Source organism: Exiguobacterium sp. TDN 0502 (genome assembly GCF_050846835.1).
GTDB lineage: Bacteria > Bacillota > Bacilli > Exiguobacteriales > Exiguobacteriaceae > Exiguobacterium_A.
On the sequence record NZ_JBOZGJ010000009.1, the window covers coordinates 21,156 to 39,244 of the forward strand.

The 18,089-nt window shown below is 51.6% G+C and carries 21 protein-coding genes; all 21 read right to left on the minus strand.

The genetic code is table 11. The features are described from left to right. Positions 1-3: 3 nt before the first annotated feature. Positions 4-1,512 carry a F0F1 ATP synthase subunit alpha gene (gene atpA / locus ACRPK8_RS10520; RefSeq protein WP_035395863.1) on the minus strand — a complete coding sequence of 503 codons (1,509 nt, stop codon included), beginning with the start codon at positions 1,510-1,512 and terminating at the stop codon, positions 4-6. Positions 1,513-1,531: 19 nt separating this feature from the next. After that, a complete protein-coding gene (locus ACRPK8_RS10525) occupies positions 1,532-2,065 on the minus strand; it encodes a F0F1 ATP synthase subunit delta (RefSeq protein ID WP_023469497.1) in 534 nt (177 codons plus the stop codon). Next, complete coding sequence (gene atpF, locus ACRPK8_RS10530; protein ID WP_432238180.1) at positions 2,065-2,601, minus strand: F0F1 ATP synthase subunit B; 537 nt, start codon at positions 2,599-2,601, stop codon at positions 2,065-2,067. The genes ACRPK8_RS10525 and atpF overlap by 1 nt, the downstream gene beginning before the upstream one ends. A gap of 127 nt (positions 2,602-2,728) precedes the next feature. After that, the gene (gene atpE, locus ACRPK8_RS10535) at positions 2,729-2,941 is read right to left on the minus strand and encodes a F0F1 ATP synthase subunit C (protein ID WP_023469499.1); all 213 of its coding nucleotides are present in this window, start codon (positions 2,939-2,941) and stop codon (positions 2,729-2,731) included. Between the two features lie 76 nt (positions 2,942-3,017). Beyond that, positions 3,018-3,761: a F0F1 ATP synthase subunit A gene (gene atpB / locus ACRPK8_RS10540; RefSeq protein WP_432238181.1), complete on the minus strand. Its 744-nt coding sequence runs from the start codon at positions 3,759-3,761 to the stop codon at positions 3,018-3,020. An 8-nt stretch (positions 3,762-3,769) separates the two neighbouring features. Next, positions 3,770-4,156 (minus strand): ATP synthase subunit I, encoded by a 387-nt coding sequence (locus ACRPK8_RS10545; protein WP_432238182.1) that lies wholly within the window; start codon positions 4,154-4,156, stop codon positions 3,770-3,772. Further along, positions 4,153-4,371 carry an AtpZ/AtpI family protein gene (locus ACRPK8_RS10550; protein WP_023469502.1) on the minus strand — a complete coding sequence of 73 codons (219 nt, stop codon included), beginning with the start codon at positions 4,369-4,371 and terminating at the stop codon, positions 4,153-4,155. The genes ACRPK8_RS10545 and ACRPK8_RS10550 overlap by 4 nt, the downstream gene beginning before the upstream one ends. Positions 4,372-5,136: 765 nt before the next feature. Beyond that, positions 5,137-6,270 carry a non-hydrolyzing UDP-N-acetylglucosamine 2-epimerase gene (gene wecB / locus ACRPK8_RS10555; RefSeq protein WP_432238183.1) on the minus strand — a complete coding sequence of 378 codons (1,134 nt, stop codon included), beginning with the start codon at positions 6,268-6,270 and terminating at the stop codon, positions 5,137-5,139. Positions 6,271-6,615: 345 nt separating this feature from the next. Then, positions 6,616-7,245: a uracil phosphoribosyltransferase gene (upp, locus tag ACRPK8_RS10560; RefSeq protein WP_023469504.1), complete on the minus strand. Its 630-nt coding sequence runs from the start codon at positions 7,243-7,245 to the stop codon at positions 6,616-6,618. A 72-nt stretch (positions 7,246-7,317) separates the two neighbouring features. Continuing rightward, positions 7,318-8,277: a hypothetical protein gene (locus ACRPK8_RS10565; protein WP_432238184.1), complete on the minus strand. Its 960-nt coding sequence runs from the start codon at positions 8,275-8,277 to the stop codon at positions 7,318-7,320. A gap of 151 nt (positions 8,278-8,428) precedes the next feature. Next, positions 8,429-9,097 (minus strand): ABC transporter ATP-binding protein, encoded by a 669-nt coding sequence (locus tag ACRPK8_RS10570; RefSeq protein ID WP_432238185.1) that lies wholly within the window; start codon positions 9,095-9,097, stop codon positions 8,429-8,431. Continuing rightward, a complete protein-coding gene (locus ACRPK8_RS10575) occupies positions 9,094-10,122 on the minus strand; it encodes an ABC transporter permease (RefSeq protein WP_432238186.1) in 1,029 nt (342 codons plus the stop codon). Before ACRPK8_RS10575 ends, ACRPK8_RS10570 begins: the two co-directional genes overlap by 4 nt. 75 nt (positions 10,123-10,197) lie before the next feature. Further along, entirely contained in the window at positions 10,198-11,553 is a 1,356-nt protein-coding gene (locus tag ACRPK8_RS10580) for a sensor histidine kinase (RefSeq protein WP_432238187.1), read from the minus strand. Next, on the minus strand, positions 11,550-12,218 hold the full coding sequence (locus ACRPK8_RS10585) for a response regulator transcription factor (RefSeq protein ID WP_432238188.1): 669 nt from the start codon (positions 12,216-12,218) through the stop codon (positions 11,550-11,552). Before ACRPK8_RS10585 ends, ACRPK8_RS10580 begins: the two co-directional genes overlap by 4 nt. A 79-nt stretch (positions 12,219-12,297) precedes the next feature. Next, the gene (gene glyA / locus ACRPK8_RS10590; protein WP_432238189.1) at positions 12,298-13,557 is read right to left on the minus strand and encodes a serine hydroxymethyltransferase; all 1,260 of its coding nucleotides are present in this window, start codon (positions 13,555-13,557) and stop codon (positions 12,298-12,300) included. A 111-nt stretch (positions 13,558-13,668) separates the two neighbouring features. Then, positions 13,669-14,208 carry a TIGR01440 family protein gene (locus ACRPK8_RS10595; RefSeq protein ID WP_432238190.1) on the minus strand — a complete coding sequence of 180 codons (540 nt, stop codon included), beginning with the start codon at positions 14,206-14,208 and terminating at the stop codon, positions 13,669-13,671. Next, positions 14,208-14,648 (minus strand): ribose 5-phosphate isomerase B, encoded by a 441-nt coding sequence (rpiB, locus tag ACRPK8_RS10600; RefSeq protein WP_432238191.1) that lies wholly within the window; start codon positions 14,646-14,648, stop codon positions 14,208-14,210. The genes ACRPK8_RS10595 and rpiB overlap by 1 nt, the downstream gene beginning before the upstream one ends. 5 nt (positions 14,649-14,653) lie before the next feature. After that, entirely contained in the window at positions 14,654-15,169 is a 516-nt protein-coding gene (locus ACRPK8_RS10605) for a low molecular weight protein arginine phosphatase (protein WP_023469513.1), read from the minus strand. 17 nt (positions 15,170-15,186) lie between these two features. Beyond that, the gene (locus tag ACRPK8_RS10610; protein WP_432238192.1) at positions 15,187-16,185 is read right to left on the minus strand and encodes an L-threonylcarbamoyladenylate synthase; all 999 of its coding nucleotides are present in this window, start codon (positions 16,183-16,185) and stop codon (positions 15,187-15,189) included. After that, positions 16,182-17,030: a peptide chain release factor N(5)-glutamine methyltransferase gene (prmC, locus tag ACRPK8_RS10615; RefSeq protein WP_432238193.1), complete on the minus strand. Its 849-nt coding sequence runs from the start codon at positions 17,028-17,030 to the stop codon at positions 16,182-16,184. Before prmC ends, ACRPK8_RS10610 begins: the two co-directional genes overlap by 4 nt. Continuing rightward, on the minus strand, positions 17,030-18,088 hold the full coding sequence (gene prfA, locus ACRPK8_RS10620) for a peptide chain release factor 1 (protein WP_432238194.1): 1,059 nt from the start codon (positions 18,086-18,088) through the stop codon (positions 17,030-17,032). Before prfA ends, prmC begins: the two co-directional genes overlap by 1 nt. Position 18,089: the final 1 nt, after the last annotated feature.

Consider the following 18,089-nt stretch of genomic DNA (forward strand, 5'->3'; position numbering starts at 1 on the left):
GGATTAGACCGTCGCTTGGAACGTTTTCTTAAATTCTGAGATTGCTGCTACGAGCTCTTCGTCTGCTGGAAGGTTACCTGTCTTACGGATCTCATCGCAAAGTTGTTTGCGGTTTTGATCGAGCCAGAGGTTGAGTTCCTTTTCAAAACGACGAATATCCGTTACAGCAACATCATCAAGGTGACCACGAGTCAAGGCATAGATGATGATGACTTGCTTATCGACAGTAAGTGGTTGGTTCAAGTCTTGTTTCAAGACTTCAACTGTCCGCTCACCACGGTTAAGCTTCGATTGAGTCGCTTTATCAAGGTCAGATCCGAACTGTGCGAATGCTTCAAGCTCACGGTAAGATGCGAGGTCAAGACGGAGCGTACCCGCTACCTTCTTCATCGCTTTTACTTGAGCCGAACCACCTACACGCGATACCGAGAGACCCGGGTTGATCGCGGGACGGACACCTGAGAAGAAGAGATCCGATTGAAGGAAGATTTGGCCATCCGTGATCGAGATAACGTTCGTCGGGATGTAAGCTGAGATATCCGACGCTTGTGTTTCGATGAACGGAAGGGCAGTCAAGCTACCTGCGCCAAGCTCGTCGTTCAACTTCGCTGCACGCTCAAGAAGGCGTGAGTGGAGGTAGAAGACATCCCCTGGGTAAGCTTCGCGGCCTGGTGGGCGTTTTAAGAGAAGTGAAAGCTCACGGTAAGCAGCTGCTTGTTTTGAAAGATCATCATAGATGACAAGAACGTGTTTGCCTTGGTCCATGAAGTGTTCACCCATCGCGACACCTGCGAATGGTGCGAGGTAAAGAAGTGGAGCTGGCTGTGAAGCCGCTGCCGAAACGACGATCGTGTAATCGAGGGCACCGTTTTTACGGAGCGTCTCGACGACGCCACGGACTGTTGATTCTTTTTGTCCGATTGCGACGTAGATACAGATCATGTTTTCTTCTTTTTGGTTGATGATCGTATCGATTGCGATCGACGTCTTACCCGTCTGACGGTCACCGATGATCAACTCACGCTGTCCACGACCGATCGGAACGAGGGCATCGATCGCCTTGATTCCTGTCTGAAGTGGCTCGTGTACCGATTTACGCGCCATGACGCCAGACGCCTTACGCTCGATCGGGTTGTAGTGTTCTGTTTCGATTGGACCAAGACCATCGATTGGCATACCGAGTGGGTTGACGACACGTCCGAGGAGTGCGTCTCCTGTTGGTACTTCCATGATGCGGCCCGTACGGCGAACAGAGTCGCCTTCTTTGATTTCAAGGTAGTCACCGAGGATGATGATACCGACGTTGCCTTCTTCTAAGTTTTGCGCCAAGCCCATTGTGCCGTTAGCGAATTCTACGAGCTCTCCCGACATGACGTTGTCGAGTCCGTGTGCACGAGCGATACCATCACCGATTTGGATGACCGTACCTGTCTCGTTCACTTCCATCGTAGAACCGTACTGCGCGATACGCGCTTTAAGCAGGGCGCTGATTTCTTCAGCTCTAATGCTCATGCGTTTCACCCCTATTTTCTTACGCTTTTAACAGCTCACGCTCAAGGCGCGTTAGTTTAGTTTCGATCGTACCGTCATATGTCGTGTAACCGATTTGAACGCGAAGTCCTCCGATGACACTCGTGTCGACGACGTTCTCGACTTCAAGCGTTTTACCTGATTTTTGGCCAAACGTCTCTTTCACTTTCGTGAGTTCCTCGTCCGACAATTTGTATGCACTCGTGACGATTGCCGTCGCGACATTGCGGTGTTCATTCAACAATGCAATGAAGTGTTCCGGTAACGTGACGATTTCTGCTGCCCGGTCGTTTTCGACCATGACGAGCAATGTGTTCAAGACGATCGAGTTGAAGCCAGTGAAGCTTGTTTGAAGAACTTGCTTGAGCTCTTCAGCAGAAATCGATGGGTTATCTAAAACCGAAGCGAGCTCTGGTGTTGCGTGGAGCACTTCGCCGAGCGTCCGCACATCAGCTTCTGCTTGCTCGAGCACATGGTGCTCAAGCGCAAGATCGAAGAGCGCTTTTGCGTAGCGTCCCGCTACGTGATCACGCATTAGTTCGTGCCCTTAGTATCAGCAAGGAATTGATCGACGAGTGCTTTTTGAGCGACTTCGTCTGTCGCAAGCTGTGTTTTCATGACGTGGCGTGCTGCAGCGATGGCTTGAAGAGCGACATCGTTCTTCAAAGCAGCTTGTGCTTCAGCGCGTTCACGTTCGATCGCACGGCGAGCTTCTTCCTTACTCATTTCGGATTCAAGACGTGCCTGCTCCATCGCACGTGCTTGCTCTGCTTCTGCCTGACGGCGTGATGCTTCTAAAAGGTCGCGTGCTTCCGTACGCGCCTTGTTTAATTCTTCGCGTTGTTGTTCTACGTAGACTTCAGCGTCTTTACGGCTCTTTTCAGCCGAGTTGATCTCGCTAGCCACATGCTCTTCCCGCGCTTTCATCATGTTGACGAGCGGGCCCCATGCGAATTTCTTCAAGAGGATGAGGAGCAAGAGGAAAACGACGATCGTGACGATCATATTGCCGAGTAGCAGTTGACCTGCTTCTGCAGTTTCTGTCTCAGCAGCAAGATACGTTAGATTCATTCGATTACACTCCCCTCGTGGTTGGTTCAACTTCAATATCTACATAAGGGAGCCTAAGCTCCCGTGACGGTTCACTCAAACGTTGAACGAATAGCGCCCTATGTAGTCCGTTCTCGTTAATCGTGGATTAAGAGTTGAGAAGAAGGAAACCGACCGCTACACCGATGATTGGAAGTGCCTCGACGAGACCGATACCGATGAACATTGTTTGACGAAGTTCGTTTTTGAGTTCTGGCTGACGTGCTTGACCTAATACTGTACCGTTTACGATAAGACCGTTACCGATACCTGCGCCGAGTGCGCCGAGTCCGATGATGATCGCTGTTGCAATAAGATTCATGATAAATTGCCTCCCTAGAGTGTGTTCATTGATTTGGTCGTGCTGTTATCGGAAAAGCAGATGCTTTACCTTCGAATTAATGGTCGTGCGCTGCCTTATGCCCGATGTAAACCATCGTCAGGATAAGGAAGATGTACGCTTGGATACCACCGATGAAGAGTGAGAATCCTTGCCAGATCAACATCGGGATACCCGAGATGATCGCGCCTAGTGGTCCGGCGAATTGGAAATCGTTCGTACCAGAGACGATACCGATCGAAAGGATGATTCCGATCATGATTTCACCAGCGAAGATGTTTCCGTAAAGACGAAGACCGAGCGTCAACGTGTTTGCAAACTCCTCGATGATGGTAATGATAAACATCGGCGTCATGAATGTTTTCGCATAAGCACCGAAGCCTCGCATTTTCACACCGTAATAATGGCTCATGACCACTACCATAGATGAAAGTGCCAGTGTCACGTAAGGATCTGCAGTTGGTGAGTTGAACCAAATGTAGTGTCCCGTCACGACGTTGAATGGGAGACCCATGATGTTGGACACAAGGATGAACAGGAATAATGTCATTCCGAACGTCAGGAAGCGACCCCCTGTTTTCCAGTCCATCGTGCTGCTGATGATACCGCGAACGAATTCGAGGAACATCTCCATCACGTTTTGAGCACCGGTCGGCTTCATCGCTAGACGTCGCGTACCGGCCACGGCAATCAAGAAGACGAGAGCAGCAGCAATCAATACTGTGATCACGTTCGTCCAGCTACCGTACAGAACGAAGTCACCCCAGAGTGGGATTTCGTAAAGTGGCATTTCGTGGTTCATTTGACTATTCACCTCTTTTCCCGCTTAAGTTCGTGAGTCAAGAACTCACAAAATTGTATGACGTGGCCGGCGAGAAGGCCTATTACCACCGCAGTTAATGACAATTCAGTTTGATATTTCAAACCGATCATCACACAGAGTACCGCGACCGCCATGCGTGAAACGGTCCCTCGAGACATCGGCTTACGCCCCGTCTCGATTACACGATACATCCGATCGACGCTTAATCGTTGGAGCGTCAAGATCAGAAAGCTACCCGTTCCGCCGAGTGCCAGTCCATAGATGACCGGTTCACCGGGGCGTCCGATGAGCAGCAGGACAGCCAGGATCCCGTAAAAGAGCCCGAACCATCGTAAGTACGCACGATACAACGCATCTTGAAGGATGATGTTCATGTCTTCTCCCCTAACAAGTGCCTGATCATGGCGATCATGCAAAGAATGCCGATGAAAATCCCGATGAACACGGCGAATGTCGCACCCATTTTTTCCCACCATTGTTGTTGTTCCCCATAGTTCCCAACCAAAAAGCCAATGACGATCGGTGCAGCCAGTGCCGTCGAAATTTGCGAGGCCATGACCATACTCTTCGCGAGCCCACTTTGGCGCACTAGAGTCGACCCCCTTTTTTCCCAATTGTGAGTTCTTTTTCTTTCCCACAATTTGCGGATTTTCATACTAGTCAAGAATACAATGAAGCAGCTTTCATAGTCAAATGAATTCACAATAAAAACAGAGCCGAAAAACCTATACATATCAACGATTGATAAGGTTTTCACAGATGTCATCCATGCAAGTCATTTCACGAAGATGTGAAGAAAATATGTAGTGCTATCAACGGTTAATGAGATTGTTCATATGGTGAACAAAACCGTTGAATAGTAACGTTATATCGTGTCTCTTAAACCGAAACAAGACCACTAAAATTGATTTGTGTCGATTTTGTGAAAAAACAATTTTCGTTCACAATTGAAAACGCTTCCGAATCGGGACGAAAAAACGCCGCTGACATCTGTTTGTAACAATCGATTTCAGCGATTTCCAGTTTTTCAATCGTGCGGTACGTCACAGCTTGAATCGTCACTGTTTCCTTTCCAGTTTCAAGGTCATCTGGTTTTACATTTTCTAAACAAATGGGCTGATTTTAGCGGAAATGACAAAAATAATATAGCTCCTTCATTTAGGAAGCTACATATACTAGTATTTTATCTTGCTTTGAATTCCCCACGCTTTCTTCACCCACTTTCCTCAGGCGAGACACAAGCCAGGATTCACGTTCCGTCCGGTCCGTGAATTCGGGTCTTGTTCGTCTCTGACAGCGCGACTTGTCGCGCTTTTTCCTGTAGGAGTCGGATGATGACGCGTGTTGTCCTACTTCATTGCGTGAGTAACGGTGCCGGAGCTTCCCCTTGATTGAAATGATGCAGGATTGCTTGAACGATTCGTTCGGACGCATGACCATCTCCATACGGGTTCGAGGCATGCGCCATCTCGTGATAAAGCGTTTCGTTCGTCAAGAGTTCCGTTGCCATCTGATAGATTGTCTCCTCTTCCGTTCCGGCAAGCTTCAGCGTCCCGGCCGCAATCCCTTCCGGACGCTCCGTCGTATCACGTAAGACGAGCACCGGTACACCAAGTGACGGTGCCTCTTCCTGTACACCACCCGAGTCGGTCAAAATCAAATGCGCACGGCTCGCGAAGTTATGGAAATCGAACACATCGAGCGGTGCAATCAATGAGATCCGGTCATGTCCTTCAAAGACTGTCTTCGCCGCCTCTTGAACGACCGGGTTGAGGTGGACTGGATAGACGACGTGCGTATCAGGAAACGCATCGACAAGACGACGTATCGCTCGGAACATTTGATGCATTTTCTCGCCTTGGTTCTCACGACGGTGCGCCGTCATCAAGATCAGCTTCCGGTTCCCGACCGTTTCAAGCATCGGATGGACGTAATCGGTTTGGACGGTCGTCTGCAAGGCATCGATTGCTGTATTCCCCGTGATATAGACACCCGCGTGGCGGTTCTCGGATGCGAGATTCGCTGCCGCCTGTGCTGTCGGAGCGAAATGTAAGTCCGCAAGCGTCGACGTCAACTGACGATTGACCTCTTCCGGGAACGGCGAGTATTTGTTGTATGTCCGCAGTCCCGCCTCGACGTGACCGACCGCGATTTGATTGTAGTAAGCTGCAAGGCTTCCGACGAACGTCGTCGTCGTGTCGCCATGGACGAGCACGAGGTCCGGCTTAATCTTCTTCATGATCGCATCGAGTCCTTCGAGACCACGCGTCGTAATATCGATGAGTGTCTGACGTTGCTTCATGATATTCAAATCATGATCCGGTTCGATTTCGAACAGCTCGAGCACTTGATCAAGCATCTCGCGGTGCTGGGCTGTGATTGTGACATGAACATCAAAAGCGGGATGTTGCTTCAGGGCGTTGACGAGCGGTGCCATCTTGATGGCTTCCGGTCGTGTCCCGAAAATCGGCATGACTGTAATCGGCATGGTGACTTCCTCCTTTTTTCCTTTTCTCATTAAAGCATATTTCAGCAGTCTTGCGCAGTTTACGAAACAGCAACGAAAAGAGGCTGACTCAAAAAAAGAATGACGCGTCTTTTCACGCCCTTTCCTCAGGCGAGACACAAGACCTGCTTTCCTACTTCATTGAAGCAAGAAAGCGGGTCTTGTTTGCCTCGGGCAGCGCAAAGATGCGCTTTTCCCTGTAGGAGTGGCGTGTGACGCGTCATTCTTTTTGTTACGAGATAAGGGTGGCAGATCATCATCCTGCCACCCTTATCTTTGTAGAGGCCGACATGTGAGTCGGTCCATTTTCGTGTATCTTACTGTTTTTTACTTCGTTCCGAAGAGACGGTCTCCTGCATCACCGAGTCCTGGGACGATGTATCCGTGGTCGTTCAACTTCTCGTCAAGTGCTGCGAGATAGATATCGACGTCCGGGTGTTCTTCTTGAACGCGTTTAACGCCTTCAGGTGCTGCACAGAGACATGCGAGCTTGATGCTCTTCGCCCCTTGTTTCTTTAAGGAGGAGATGGCGTCTGCCGCCGAACCACCTGTCGCAAGCATCGGATCAACGACGACGAAATCACGTTCTGCGACGTCTGTCGGGAGCTTGAGGTAGTATTCCGTTGGCTCGAGTGTCTCCGGATCACGGTACAAACCGATGTGACCGACTTTGACGTTCGGCATCATGCGGAGCATGCCGTCGACCATACCGAGACCGGCGCGGAGAATCGGGACGATCCCGAGTTTCTTGCCTTCGATCATCTTCTGCGTCGTCTTCGTGACCGGTGTCTCGATCGCGACATCTGTGAGTGGAAGGTCACGCGTGATTTCATATGCCATCAATGAAGCCACCTCGTCGACAAGTTCCCGGAATTGTTTCGTTCCTGTTTCGACCTTACGCATGATCGTCATCTTGTGCTGAATCAATGGGTGATCAAATACATGTACTTTACTCATTGTTTGCATCTCCTCTCCATTCTCTTTTCGCATTGTACTCTAAAAGCGTACTGCTTGGGAACTGTTTTTTCGTCAGTTCCCGAGCGTACTCTTTCCTGACAGAATCGCTTTTGCGGCGTAGGACCATTCATTGTCCGGCTGTTTCGCGAGTTCTTGTAGGGTCGCACGATAGTCACCCTTTTTATATTTTTGTTCGTAGACGGCTTGCATCCAAAGGACATCACTCATGTATCCTGACTTCGGAAAATCTTCCCGGTAAGCGAGGTAGTCCGCCTGCGTCGTCTTTTTCAATTTGCCGGCAGCAATCAACTTATAAAAGCGTGCCATCCCGGCGGTTCCCTGATCCGTCAGCACGGATCCGGTCAACAGGCGGTCTGCCTCTTTGTAGTCTTTATCCTGGACGGCAGCCACCGCTTGTTCGAGCGATTCCTTCGCGGATCGCTTCGGTTCCGTATCGGTCTTTGGCTTCGTTTCCTTCGTTTCCGGCTTGACCGCCTTTGCTTTCTCTTGCTCACTTGCCAACTGTTCGTTTTTTTCTTTTAGTTGCTCCACTTCCGATTGCAACGCCGCTAACTGTTGCTCGACTTCCGTCTGTTTCGTTGCGACCGGTGTCGCCGGTTCACTGTCCAACTGGGTCCAGATGAGACCCACACAGGCGACGGCAACTATTCCACCGATCCACCACGGATTCATTTTTAAGAACCGTTTCCAGTCTTTCAGCTGCGGATGATTCTGGACCGTCACAGGGAAGGACGCAAATCGCTTTTGAGCAAGCCGTTTCCCGCCCGCCTTTGCAGCGATGGCGAGACGGTACCGGTAGACCTCTGCCGGCATCGGCAGTGTCTTCCATTGCTCGAACCGGGCATCTGCCTGTTCATGGAATCCTGCCTGCTGCATGATGATGATTGCTTTAAAATCCTCGAGCATCCGCTGGTACTCGCGGCGTTCATGACTTTTATGGAGAAACCATTCTGTCAGGCGTTCCGTTTGAATGGCTTGAAGTTCTGATTGGATCAAGGCTGATAGATTCACATTTATTTCCACCTTTATCTTTTTTTACTACGGTTAAGTATAGCAAAGATAACGTTTCCGCAAATGGTCCGTTTCCCCTATCTTCTTGTCGAATCCGTTAAAAAACCTGCTGTCTCGATCCGTGTTCACGGAAAAAACAGCAGGTTGATCGTTACTGGTGAGAGACGGCTCGTGCTACACCGTCTTCTGTGATACGGCCATCCTCGATTCGCCAAATCCGGTCACAGACGTCAAGCATCCGCTCGTCATGTGTGATGACGATGACGGTCTTATGCGCGACATGTGCCTGCTGTTGCAATACCTCCATCACCCGCCGTCCGTTCGGATAATCCAGACTCGCCGTCGGTTCATCCGCCAGTACAAGGCGTGGATCGTTGACGAACGCTCGAGCGATTGCAATCCGTTGCCGTTCTCCCCCGGACAAGGCATGCGGTAAATGATCCTTCCGGTGCTCAAGACCGAATGTCGCGAGTGCCGCAGCAGCATCGACCGATCGTCCTGCTTCCTTCGCCACAAGCTCCAGTTGCTCCCCTGCCGTTAAAAACGGTACGAGATGCGACTCTTGGAAGATGAATCCGACTTCTTCTAGCCGTAAACGGCGACGTGCTTCGTCCGACGCCTCACTGACACATGTCTGATCAAAATAGACGGCACCTTTCGTTGGCGTCTGCAATAAGCCAAGCAATTGTAAAAGTGTACTTTTCCCACTGCCGCTCGGTCCGACAAGCGCAATCAGTTCGCCTGCTTCTGCCTGCAGGTTGATGTTATGCAGGACCGTCATCTCACCATAGCTTTGCGCAATCTGTTCTAATCGAATCATCCGTTCATTCCTCCCATCGCATCTGCCGCCTCTAATTTCTTGACCATCCGTAACGGAACGAGCGCACCCACGATCGCCGTTACGAGCAGGATCCCGCCGTACATCAGACTCGTCGTCCACTCAAAACGGAACGGAAGCTCTGTTGGTAGAAAACGACTTGTCACATACGTGATGGCAACACTGACCGTAAAGGCAAGCAGCGTCAAGAGGATGACCTGTACGAGCAGACTCGCCCCCATCGTCCGTGTCCGGATGCCGATTGCTTTTAGGATACCGAGCTGTTTCATCTTCTGCATCGTCAAGATATAGAAGAATGCCGTCAGAATCAACGCCCCGATGACGACGAGTGCGACCCGCATCATCTGGAAGGAGTTTTGTTCCGCTGCGTATCCGGGAACGTTTTGAACAATTTCTTGTTTGGAAAAGACCGATTTGTCTGTTTGTAGTGATGACCCGATATAGGCTGAGACATAGGATGTCCCCATCTCTGATTGCCATGTTTTCCAGGATTCATCCGTCATCCAAAGGACGGGCGCGTGGCTATACCGACCGTCCGCGACCGTACCGGCAATCCGAAACGTCTGCTTCGTCCGAAAATCGGTGATCGTATCGCCGACATGCGTTCCGCGTTGTTCCGCATACGCAGCATCAACGAGAACCTCGCCTTTTCGTAACGATCGCAACTGTTTTGGACCGTACTTTGTCGCCTGCGGTAAAGCAAAGACCGTGACATCATCCTTCGTTCCGTTCTTCTTCTCAAGCACCATGTTCTGGACACCGAGTGCTTCCGCACCCTTTGGTGTCTCGTCTGCCGGTAAGAATGAACGCGTCAGTTGTTCTTCTGCGTCTTTGCTGAGCGCAAACTGCTCGACTGGCAGATTACGAACGGCGGCTCCGTTATCATAGGCAAGACCATCCGCAAGACCGGTGATCATTAAAATCAATAAGACAATCAACATTGTCACGATCGTCATCCAACTGAATCGTCCTTTCATCCGGACAAGTTCTTTCCATCCTAGCTTCATCGTGTGATCCCTCCTGTATGTTCGCTACAGGATTGATGATACAGCGGCAATATGAACGGAACATGAACGGACACGTCACGCCTGTAAAAAAGTCAGCGTGACGTTCAAGCCAGACGGAGTAGACGATAATACGGCGTCTCCGCCGAGCTGTTGTATCGTTTCCTTGACGATCGCAAGACCAAGACCTGTTCCGCGTGACGCCCGGGACACGTCTGCTTGATAGAAGCGTTCGAAGGCATGCTTCATCTGCTCTGCCGTCATACCCGGTCCCTCATCCGTAATCCGGACGATGACCTGTTCAAGTTGTTCTTCTGCTTGGATGTGAATCGTCGCCCCTTCCGCCGAGACTGAGACGGCGTTTCGGATGACGTTTTGGAAAATGTGTTCCAGAGCACTGGCATCCGCTTGAATCTGCACCGCCGCCGGAACATCAAGTGCGACAGCGATTCCTTGCTCATCCAGTTGGAAGGCAAGTGTCGCGAGTGTCGTCTCTAAACTCGTTCGCAGATCGAGTGTTTGGCGTTTGAAGCGCCGTCCTTCATCAAGTTTCGCTAAGATCAACAGTTGACGCGTCAGCTCCGACATCCGCTCTGCCTCCTGCTGAATGATCGTCCGTTTCGCGATGTCTTCCCCGGTCACATTGAGTTGTCCCACGTAACCAGCAATCGTCGTCAATGGCGACCGGAATTCATGTGAGACGTTTGCGACGAACCGTCGCCGCTCCGTATCAGAGGCTTCGATGGCTTTTGCCATCTCGTCAAACCGCCGTGACAGTTCTCCGATTTCATCGCGTGATTTCGTCCCGACCCGGATTCCGTAGTCTCCCTCCGCCATCTGTTCCGTCGCTTTTGTCAGGCGCCGGATCGGACGAACGAGGTACCGAATTGAGAAGACGAGTAAGAGAAAACTGATGACGACGAGTAAGCCGAGAAACAGACCGACGAACAGGTGCAACTCACGAATTTGCCGGCTTAAGTCGGGACGGACGAAGACCGCGTCCGTTCCTTGCGCCGTCTTGACCGACGTACCATACGTATTGATGACTTCGTTATCAAACAGACCAAGCAGGAAAAGATGGAACGGGTATTCACGCATCCCGTAGTACGGTTGGCCCCTCTTCACTTGCTCGACGACCTGATTCGAAAGTGACTCATCCCGAAACGTGTTTCCGTAACGCTCAATCCCGTTTCCGGTTTGCACGTAGAGCTGAAAACCCGTCGCTTGCAACATCTTGTAGAAGGAGTCGGCATTTCCGTCACCATGTGTCTCGTAATAATCAATCGCTGTCTCGACCGCTTCCTCGACTTTTTGGCTATAGCTGTCCTGCCAAAACGAGTAGTAGGCGATGTTACTAATTAAAAGCGCAAGTAGTGCGGACACGAGTAAGACGACACAGACAAGTCCGACGATTTTCGGATAGAGTGATTTCATGCGTCGACCTCCAACCGGTAGCCGAGCCCCCGGACCGTCTCGATTTTCACTTGCTCCGTCGCCTTCAAACGCCCACGGAGGCGCTTGATATGGACATCAATCGTCCGGTCATCTCCCATGAAATCGAGTCCCCAGACGTGTTCGATCAATTCCTCGCGGCTGAAGACCCGTCCCGGAAAACTTGCCAATTGATGCAACAACTCGAATTCGCGCCGTGGTAATGTCCACTCTATTGACTGAATCGTGACGAGCTGACTGCGCTTATCGATCGTGACGTCTCCGAGATGTAAGACCGGCTGCGCTGCTTTTTGATAACGCCGGGCCACGGCGTGGAGCCGAAACAGCAGTTCTTCCGGATCAAATGGTTTCGTGATGTAATCATCGGCACCGGCTGCAAAACCGTCGCGCTTATCCGTCAGTTCGCCGAGTGCCGTCAGCATCAAAATCGGGATGTCCCCGTTTTGCCGCAAATTCTCGCACAGCACGAGACCGGTCTGTCCGGGAATCAGGACGTCGAGCACAGCTGCTTCAAATGTCATCGTATCAATCCACATAAGCGCCTCATTTCCGTCTGCCGTCGCCTGCACGGAATGCCCATCGGCTTGTAAGGTCGATACGACGAGATCCTGGATATGCGGATCATCTTCGACGACTAAAATATGCATCGTGCTTCTCCTTTCTTTTTAGACAAATAAAAAATCCCCTTCCCCCTTCTCATAATGAAAAGGACGAAGGGGATGACGATCATCCGCGCTCTGGGTAGAGTGGGAAACGACCTGTCAAGGCAACGACACGCTCACGTGCTTGTGCGAGTACGTCTGCTTCTTCTGGGTGGTTCAAGACGAGTTCGATCAACTCGGCGATTTCTTTCATCTCCGCTTCCTTGAAGCCGCGTGATGTCATCGCAGCCGTCCCGATCCGGATACCGCTCGTGACGAACGGGCTTGCTGGGTCGAACGGAATCGTGTTCTTGTTGACCGTAATACCCGCTTCGTCAAGCGCGTGCTCAGCGAGTTTCCCTGTGATACCGAGCGGTTGCAAGTCAACGAGGAGCAAGTGATTGTCCGTTCCGCCTGAGACGATCCGGAGTCCACGATTCGTCAATTCCTCACCGAGGACTTTCGCGTTCGTGACGACTTGACCGATGTAGTCCTTGAACTCCGGTGCAAGAGCTTCACCGAACGCGACAGCTTTCGCGGCGATGACGTGCATGAGTGGACCACCTTGGATCCCTGGGAAGATGGCTTTGTCGATTGCTTTCGCATGCTCTTCTTTACAGAGGATCATCCCACCACGTGGACCACGCAACGTCTTATGCGTCGTCGTCGTGACGAAGTGTGCATGCTCGACCGGGTTCGGATGCAGACCTGCTGCGACGAGTCCCGCGATGTGTGCCATGTCGACCATCAAATAAGCACCGACGCTGTCTGCGATTTCACGGAAACGTTTGAAGTCGATGACGCGCGGATACGCCGATGCGCCCGCAACGATTAATTTTGGCTTGTGTTCTTCTGCTAATTTCGCGACGACATCGTAATCAATCATTTCTGTCTCTTGATCGACACCGTATTCCACGAAGTTGTACTGGACACCGGAGAAATTGACGGGACTACCGTGCGTCAGATGGCCACCGTGTGAGAGGTTCATCCCGAGGACCGTATCGCCCTGCTCGAGAATCGTGAAGTAAACCGCCATGTTCGCTTGTGCACCGGAGTGCGGTTGCACGTTCGCGTGCTCTGCACCGAAAATTTCCTTCGCGCGGTCACGTGCGAGATTCTCAGCGAGATCGACATACTCACAGCCACCATAATAACGACGACCTGGGTAACCTTCTGCGTACTTGTTCGTCAAGACGCTGCCTTGAGCTTCCATGACAGCTTGCGAGACGAAGTTCTCGGATGCGATCAATTCGATGTTATCCCGTTGACGACCTAGTTCCTGGCGCATTGCCGAAAAGAGTGCCTCATCTTGTTGTTTCAGATACGTAAGCGGTGTTTGTTCCATCTGAATTCCCCCATTTCATTTCGATAGACCTATCTTAACACGAATGTTCCATTCCCGGCATCCCCCAAAACAACATCAAAAAAGCAAGGGGTGCGCAACCCCTTGCATGGATCATTCGTATTTAGCACGTGCTCCTCCGATTAATTTCGGTCGTGTCACGGCTGCCGTCACGTGTGCCTCACCAATTTCCTGATGCGGCAAGCGCACCGGAATCGCGACAGCTTTCAAATGCATCCCGATGAACGTATCACCGATATCGATTCCGGCATCTGCCTGAATCGCTTCGACGACGACCGGTGCCGAGAAGTGCTGATAGGCAGCACTCGCCATCGATCCACCGGCTTCTGGAACAGGAACGACCGTTACCGGATCGAGTCCGAGTCGTTCCGCCGTTTGCCGCTCAAGCGTCAGCGCCCGGTTGATGTGCTCACAGCCTTGGAAGGCAAGATCAACTTGGTGCGACCGACGAAAAGCATCGAAGACGTCAAACAACGCGTCCGCGACTTCCGGTGAACCGGCCTTGCCGATTTGTTTACCGATGACCTCACTCGTCGAGCAACCGATCACGAGCAATTTTCCTTTTAAGGAAAATCGTTCATCCAGAGCGTTCAGTGCTTCTTCTAAATCGTGCTGGATGCGTGTCAAATCCATTACTTCACCTCATAATCCGAGATTTTGCAAACGCGGTTCTCATGACGTCCGCCTTCGAATTCCGTCTCAAGCCAAAGCTGTGCGATCTCACGCGCTAGTCCTGGACCGATGACGCGTTCGCCCATCGTCAAGATGTTCGAATCGTTGTGCTGACGCGTCGCTTTCGCGCTGAACGTATCATGGACGAGTGCTGCTCGGATGCCCTTGACTTTGTTCGCTGCGATCCCGATCCCGATGCCTGTGCCACAAATCAAGATGCCACGATCAAACTCACCGTTCGCGACTGCCTCTGCGACAGGAATCGCGACATCCGGATAATCGATTGAGTCGGACGAATACGTACCGAAGTCCGTATACTCGATGCCGAGTTCTTGTAAGAGATCGTTGATTTCTGCCTTTAACTTAAAACCGCCATGATCCGCGCCGATTGCTACTTTCATCTTTACTATTCCCCCGTTTGTTTAGGTTGTTTTTTCGGAAGTTTCCGTGTATCCGGAGCTTTTCTTCCGTTTCCGTTCTGCGTCAATTTTAACACAAGCCGGTTGACGAGGGGTTCGAGTTCATTGCGTACTTGGCGGTAGACGTTCATCGATCCGCCGTACGGATCGTTGATATCCCGTTCAAGCCCTGTCACGTATTCATATAGGGTAAACGTCCGTTCCTTCAGTTCCGGGTACCGTTCACCAACTTCTTGCTTGTGCTGACGCGTCATCGTCAAGATGATGTCAGACCAACGTCCGAGTACATCATCAAAGACTTGCGTATAGTGCTCGAGTTCGATGCCGCGTTCGCGTAACACTTGCAGTGCGTTCTCGGACGCATCGAATCCTTGCATCGAACGTAGTCCTGCCGACCGGACATCGAATTCCTGATCAGCGACTTTCGAGCGTAGTAACGCCATCGCCATCGGGCTACGGCATGTATTTCCTGTACAGATGAATAAAACGCGACGTGTGCTCATCTCCGTATCCTCCTTCTTCAAGGGCGAATGACCCGACCACCTGCTGCTTTATGGAGGCGGTTGCGGACCGCAAGCCCCACCCCTTCTTCTGATAGGTCTCGTACAAAAATCTGATCCACCGTCGTCTGATCAAATCGCCGTAAACAATCGTAAAGACGTTGTGCCGCCGTCTCCATTGAATTCCCAAGGGAACAGCAGACATCTGCGTCGACGTCCTCCCCGTCAAACAGAAGAACGCCCGTCTTGTGTCCGGTTCGTCGTGCATCATCGATGAGTTGCTGTAAGAATGAGAGATCTCCCTCAACGACGGTAAGCGCTGCTTCCGGCGCATAGTGAGTATATTTCATTCCGGGTGCCTTCGGTGTAGCATCTTTCATCGATAACGCAGGATCGAGTGTAACAGGACCGATGACGGTCTCGATTTGTTCGCGTGTCACGCCACCCGGTCGTAAAATCGCCGGTGGCGTCATCGTACAATCGATGACAGTCGATTCGACCCCGATGCCCGTTTCGCCTCCATCGACGATCGCAGCGATGCGTCCCGAGAGGTCATATGCGACGTGCGCAGATGACGTCGGTGAAGGTTTACCGGAACGGTTGGCACTCGGTGCTGCGAGACCCAGCCCTGTCGCTTCAATCAACCGAAGCGCGAGCGGATGGTCCGGCATCCGTAATCCGATCGTATCTAGCCCTGCTGTGACGAGTGTGGATGCGGTGCCGTTCGATTCGAGGATGATCGTCAAGGCTCCTGGCCAGAACGCCTCCATCAAACGTGCCGCGACATCTGGAATGTGCGTGACGAACTGATGTGCCTGTTCTACGGATGCGACATGGACAATCAGCGGATTGTCGGAAGGTCGACCCTTCGCGGCGAAGATTCGCCGAACAGCCGCTTCGTTCGTTGCGTCCCCTGCGAGACCATAGACGGTCTCGGTCGGCATCGCTACGACCTCTCCTTCCTGCAACAACCTTACTGCTTCATCCATCGTCTGTAAGTCAATCATTTCCGTCTTCACGCTGTACAATCCTTTCGTTCCGCATACACGATACGGTCTTTACCGTTTATATCTTTTAAAATACCCGTTTCCGCATTTGGATAACGTTCTTTTAACATCATTTGCACTTCCGGTCCTTGATTGTGTCCAATTTCAAACACAATCAACCGAAAATCGTCGCGTAGGACCCGTCCGCTCTCCTCGACGAGACGCCGGTAAAAGACAAGACCGTCTTTTCCGCCGAACAGGGCGAGATGCGGTTCATGGTCGAAGACGACCTCACTCAGTAATTCTGCTTCCTCGATATAAGGTGGGTTCGAGACGAGTACCCGGACGGAATCGTCCGCAAGCGGTGCCAGCAAGTCGCCTTCAAGGAACGTCACGTCTCCACCCAGCGCTGCTTGATTTTGCTTCGCGACCGCGATCGCAGCTGGTGAAATATCGACGGTCGTGACCGGTTGCTCGAGTTCAAGCGCGAGCGTGATTCCGATCGCACCACTGCCGGTACCGATATCGACGATCTGTCCCGCCGCGAACGTCTCGTGTTTGAGGCGCTCCGTCACGAAGACGATCAACTCTTCCGTTTCCGGACGGGGAATCAAGACATCCGGTGTGACACGGAAATCCCGTCCATAAAACGGTTGATAACCGATGAGATGTTGAACCGGTACACCATGAACGTGGGCGAGCAAGTATTCACTGAACCGTAAATCCTGCTCTGGCGTCAATTCATCGGATAAACGGACGAGCAGTCCTGTCCGGTCGACTTCTAAGACGTGCATGAGTAACCATTCGGCACTCGAACCCTCGCGTCCTGCTTGTTCCATCATCGTTTTTGCCTCATTTAAACGTTTCGCGATCCGCATCAGTTCGCCGCCTCCGATGCCCGTGCTTGATGCTCCATGACGAGCGTATCGATCACTTCATCCATCTCACCTTGGAGGATTCGGTCAAGCTTTTGAATCGTCAAGCCGATCCGGTGATCGGTCACCCGGTTTTGTGCGAAATTATACGTCCGGATTCGTTCCGAACGGTCGCCCGTCCCGACCGCTGACTTTCGTTTTTCATCGTACTCCGCCTGCTGCTCACGCTGAATCTTATCGTAGACACGCGCACGTAGGACCTTCATTGCCTTTTCCTTGTTCTTGATTTGCGACTTCTCGTCCTGACAGCTGGCGACGATTCCCGTCGGCACGTGCGTGACACGGACGGCGGACTGCGTCGTATTGACAGACTGCCCACCCGGACCACTCGACGTGAACGTGTCAACCCGGACATCCTTATCATGGATTTCGACCTCGACGTCTTCTGCTTCCGGCAACACAGCAACGGTTGCGGTCGACGTATGAATCCGTCCACCGGACTCCGTTGATGGAACACGCTGGACGCGGTGTGCCCCGTTCTCGTATTTCAACTTCGAATAAGCACCCGTTCCTTTGACGATGAAGATGATCTCTTTGTAGCCACCGAGCTCCGTGTAGCTCGCATCGATAATCTCGATCTTCCAGTTCTGTTTCTCTGCGAACTTCGAATACATCTTAAACAGATCACCCGCGAACAACGCCGCTTCGTCCCCGCCTGCCGCGCCACGGATCTCGACGATGACGTTCTTGTCATCATTTGGATCCTTCGGTAACAGTAGGGCTTTTAGTTTGGCCTCGAGTTCTTTGATTTCCGGTTCAAGCACTGCGACTTCTTCCTTCGCAAGGTCGCGCATCTCCGGATCCGTCAACATCTGGCGTGCCTCTTGGTAGGCTTCCATCTTCTCGCGATAGACGCGGTATGTCTCAACAGTCGGTGCAAGTTGTGACTGCTCCTTTGAGACCTCACGCAATTGATTCGTATCATTAATGATGGCCGGATCAGCCAACATATCATTCAGTTTTTCATAACGGTCCTCTAGGGCACTCAATCGATCCAACATC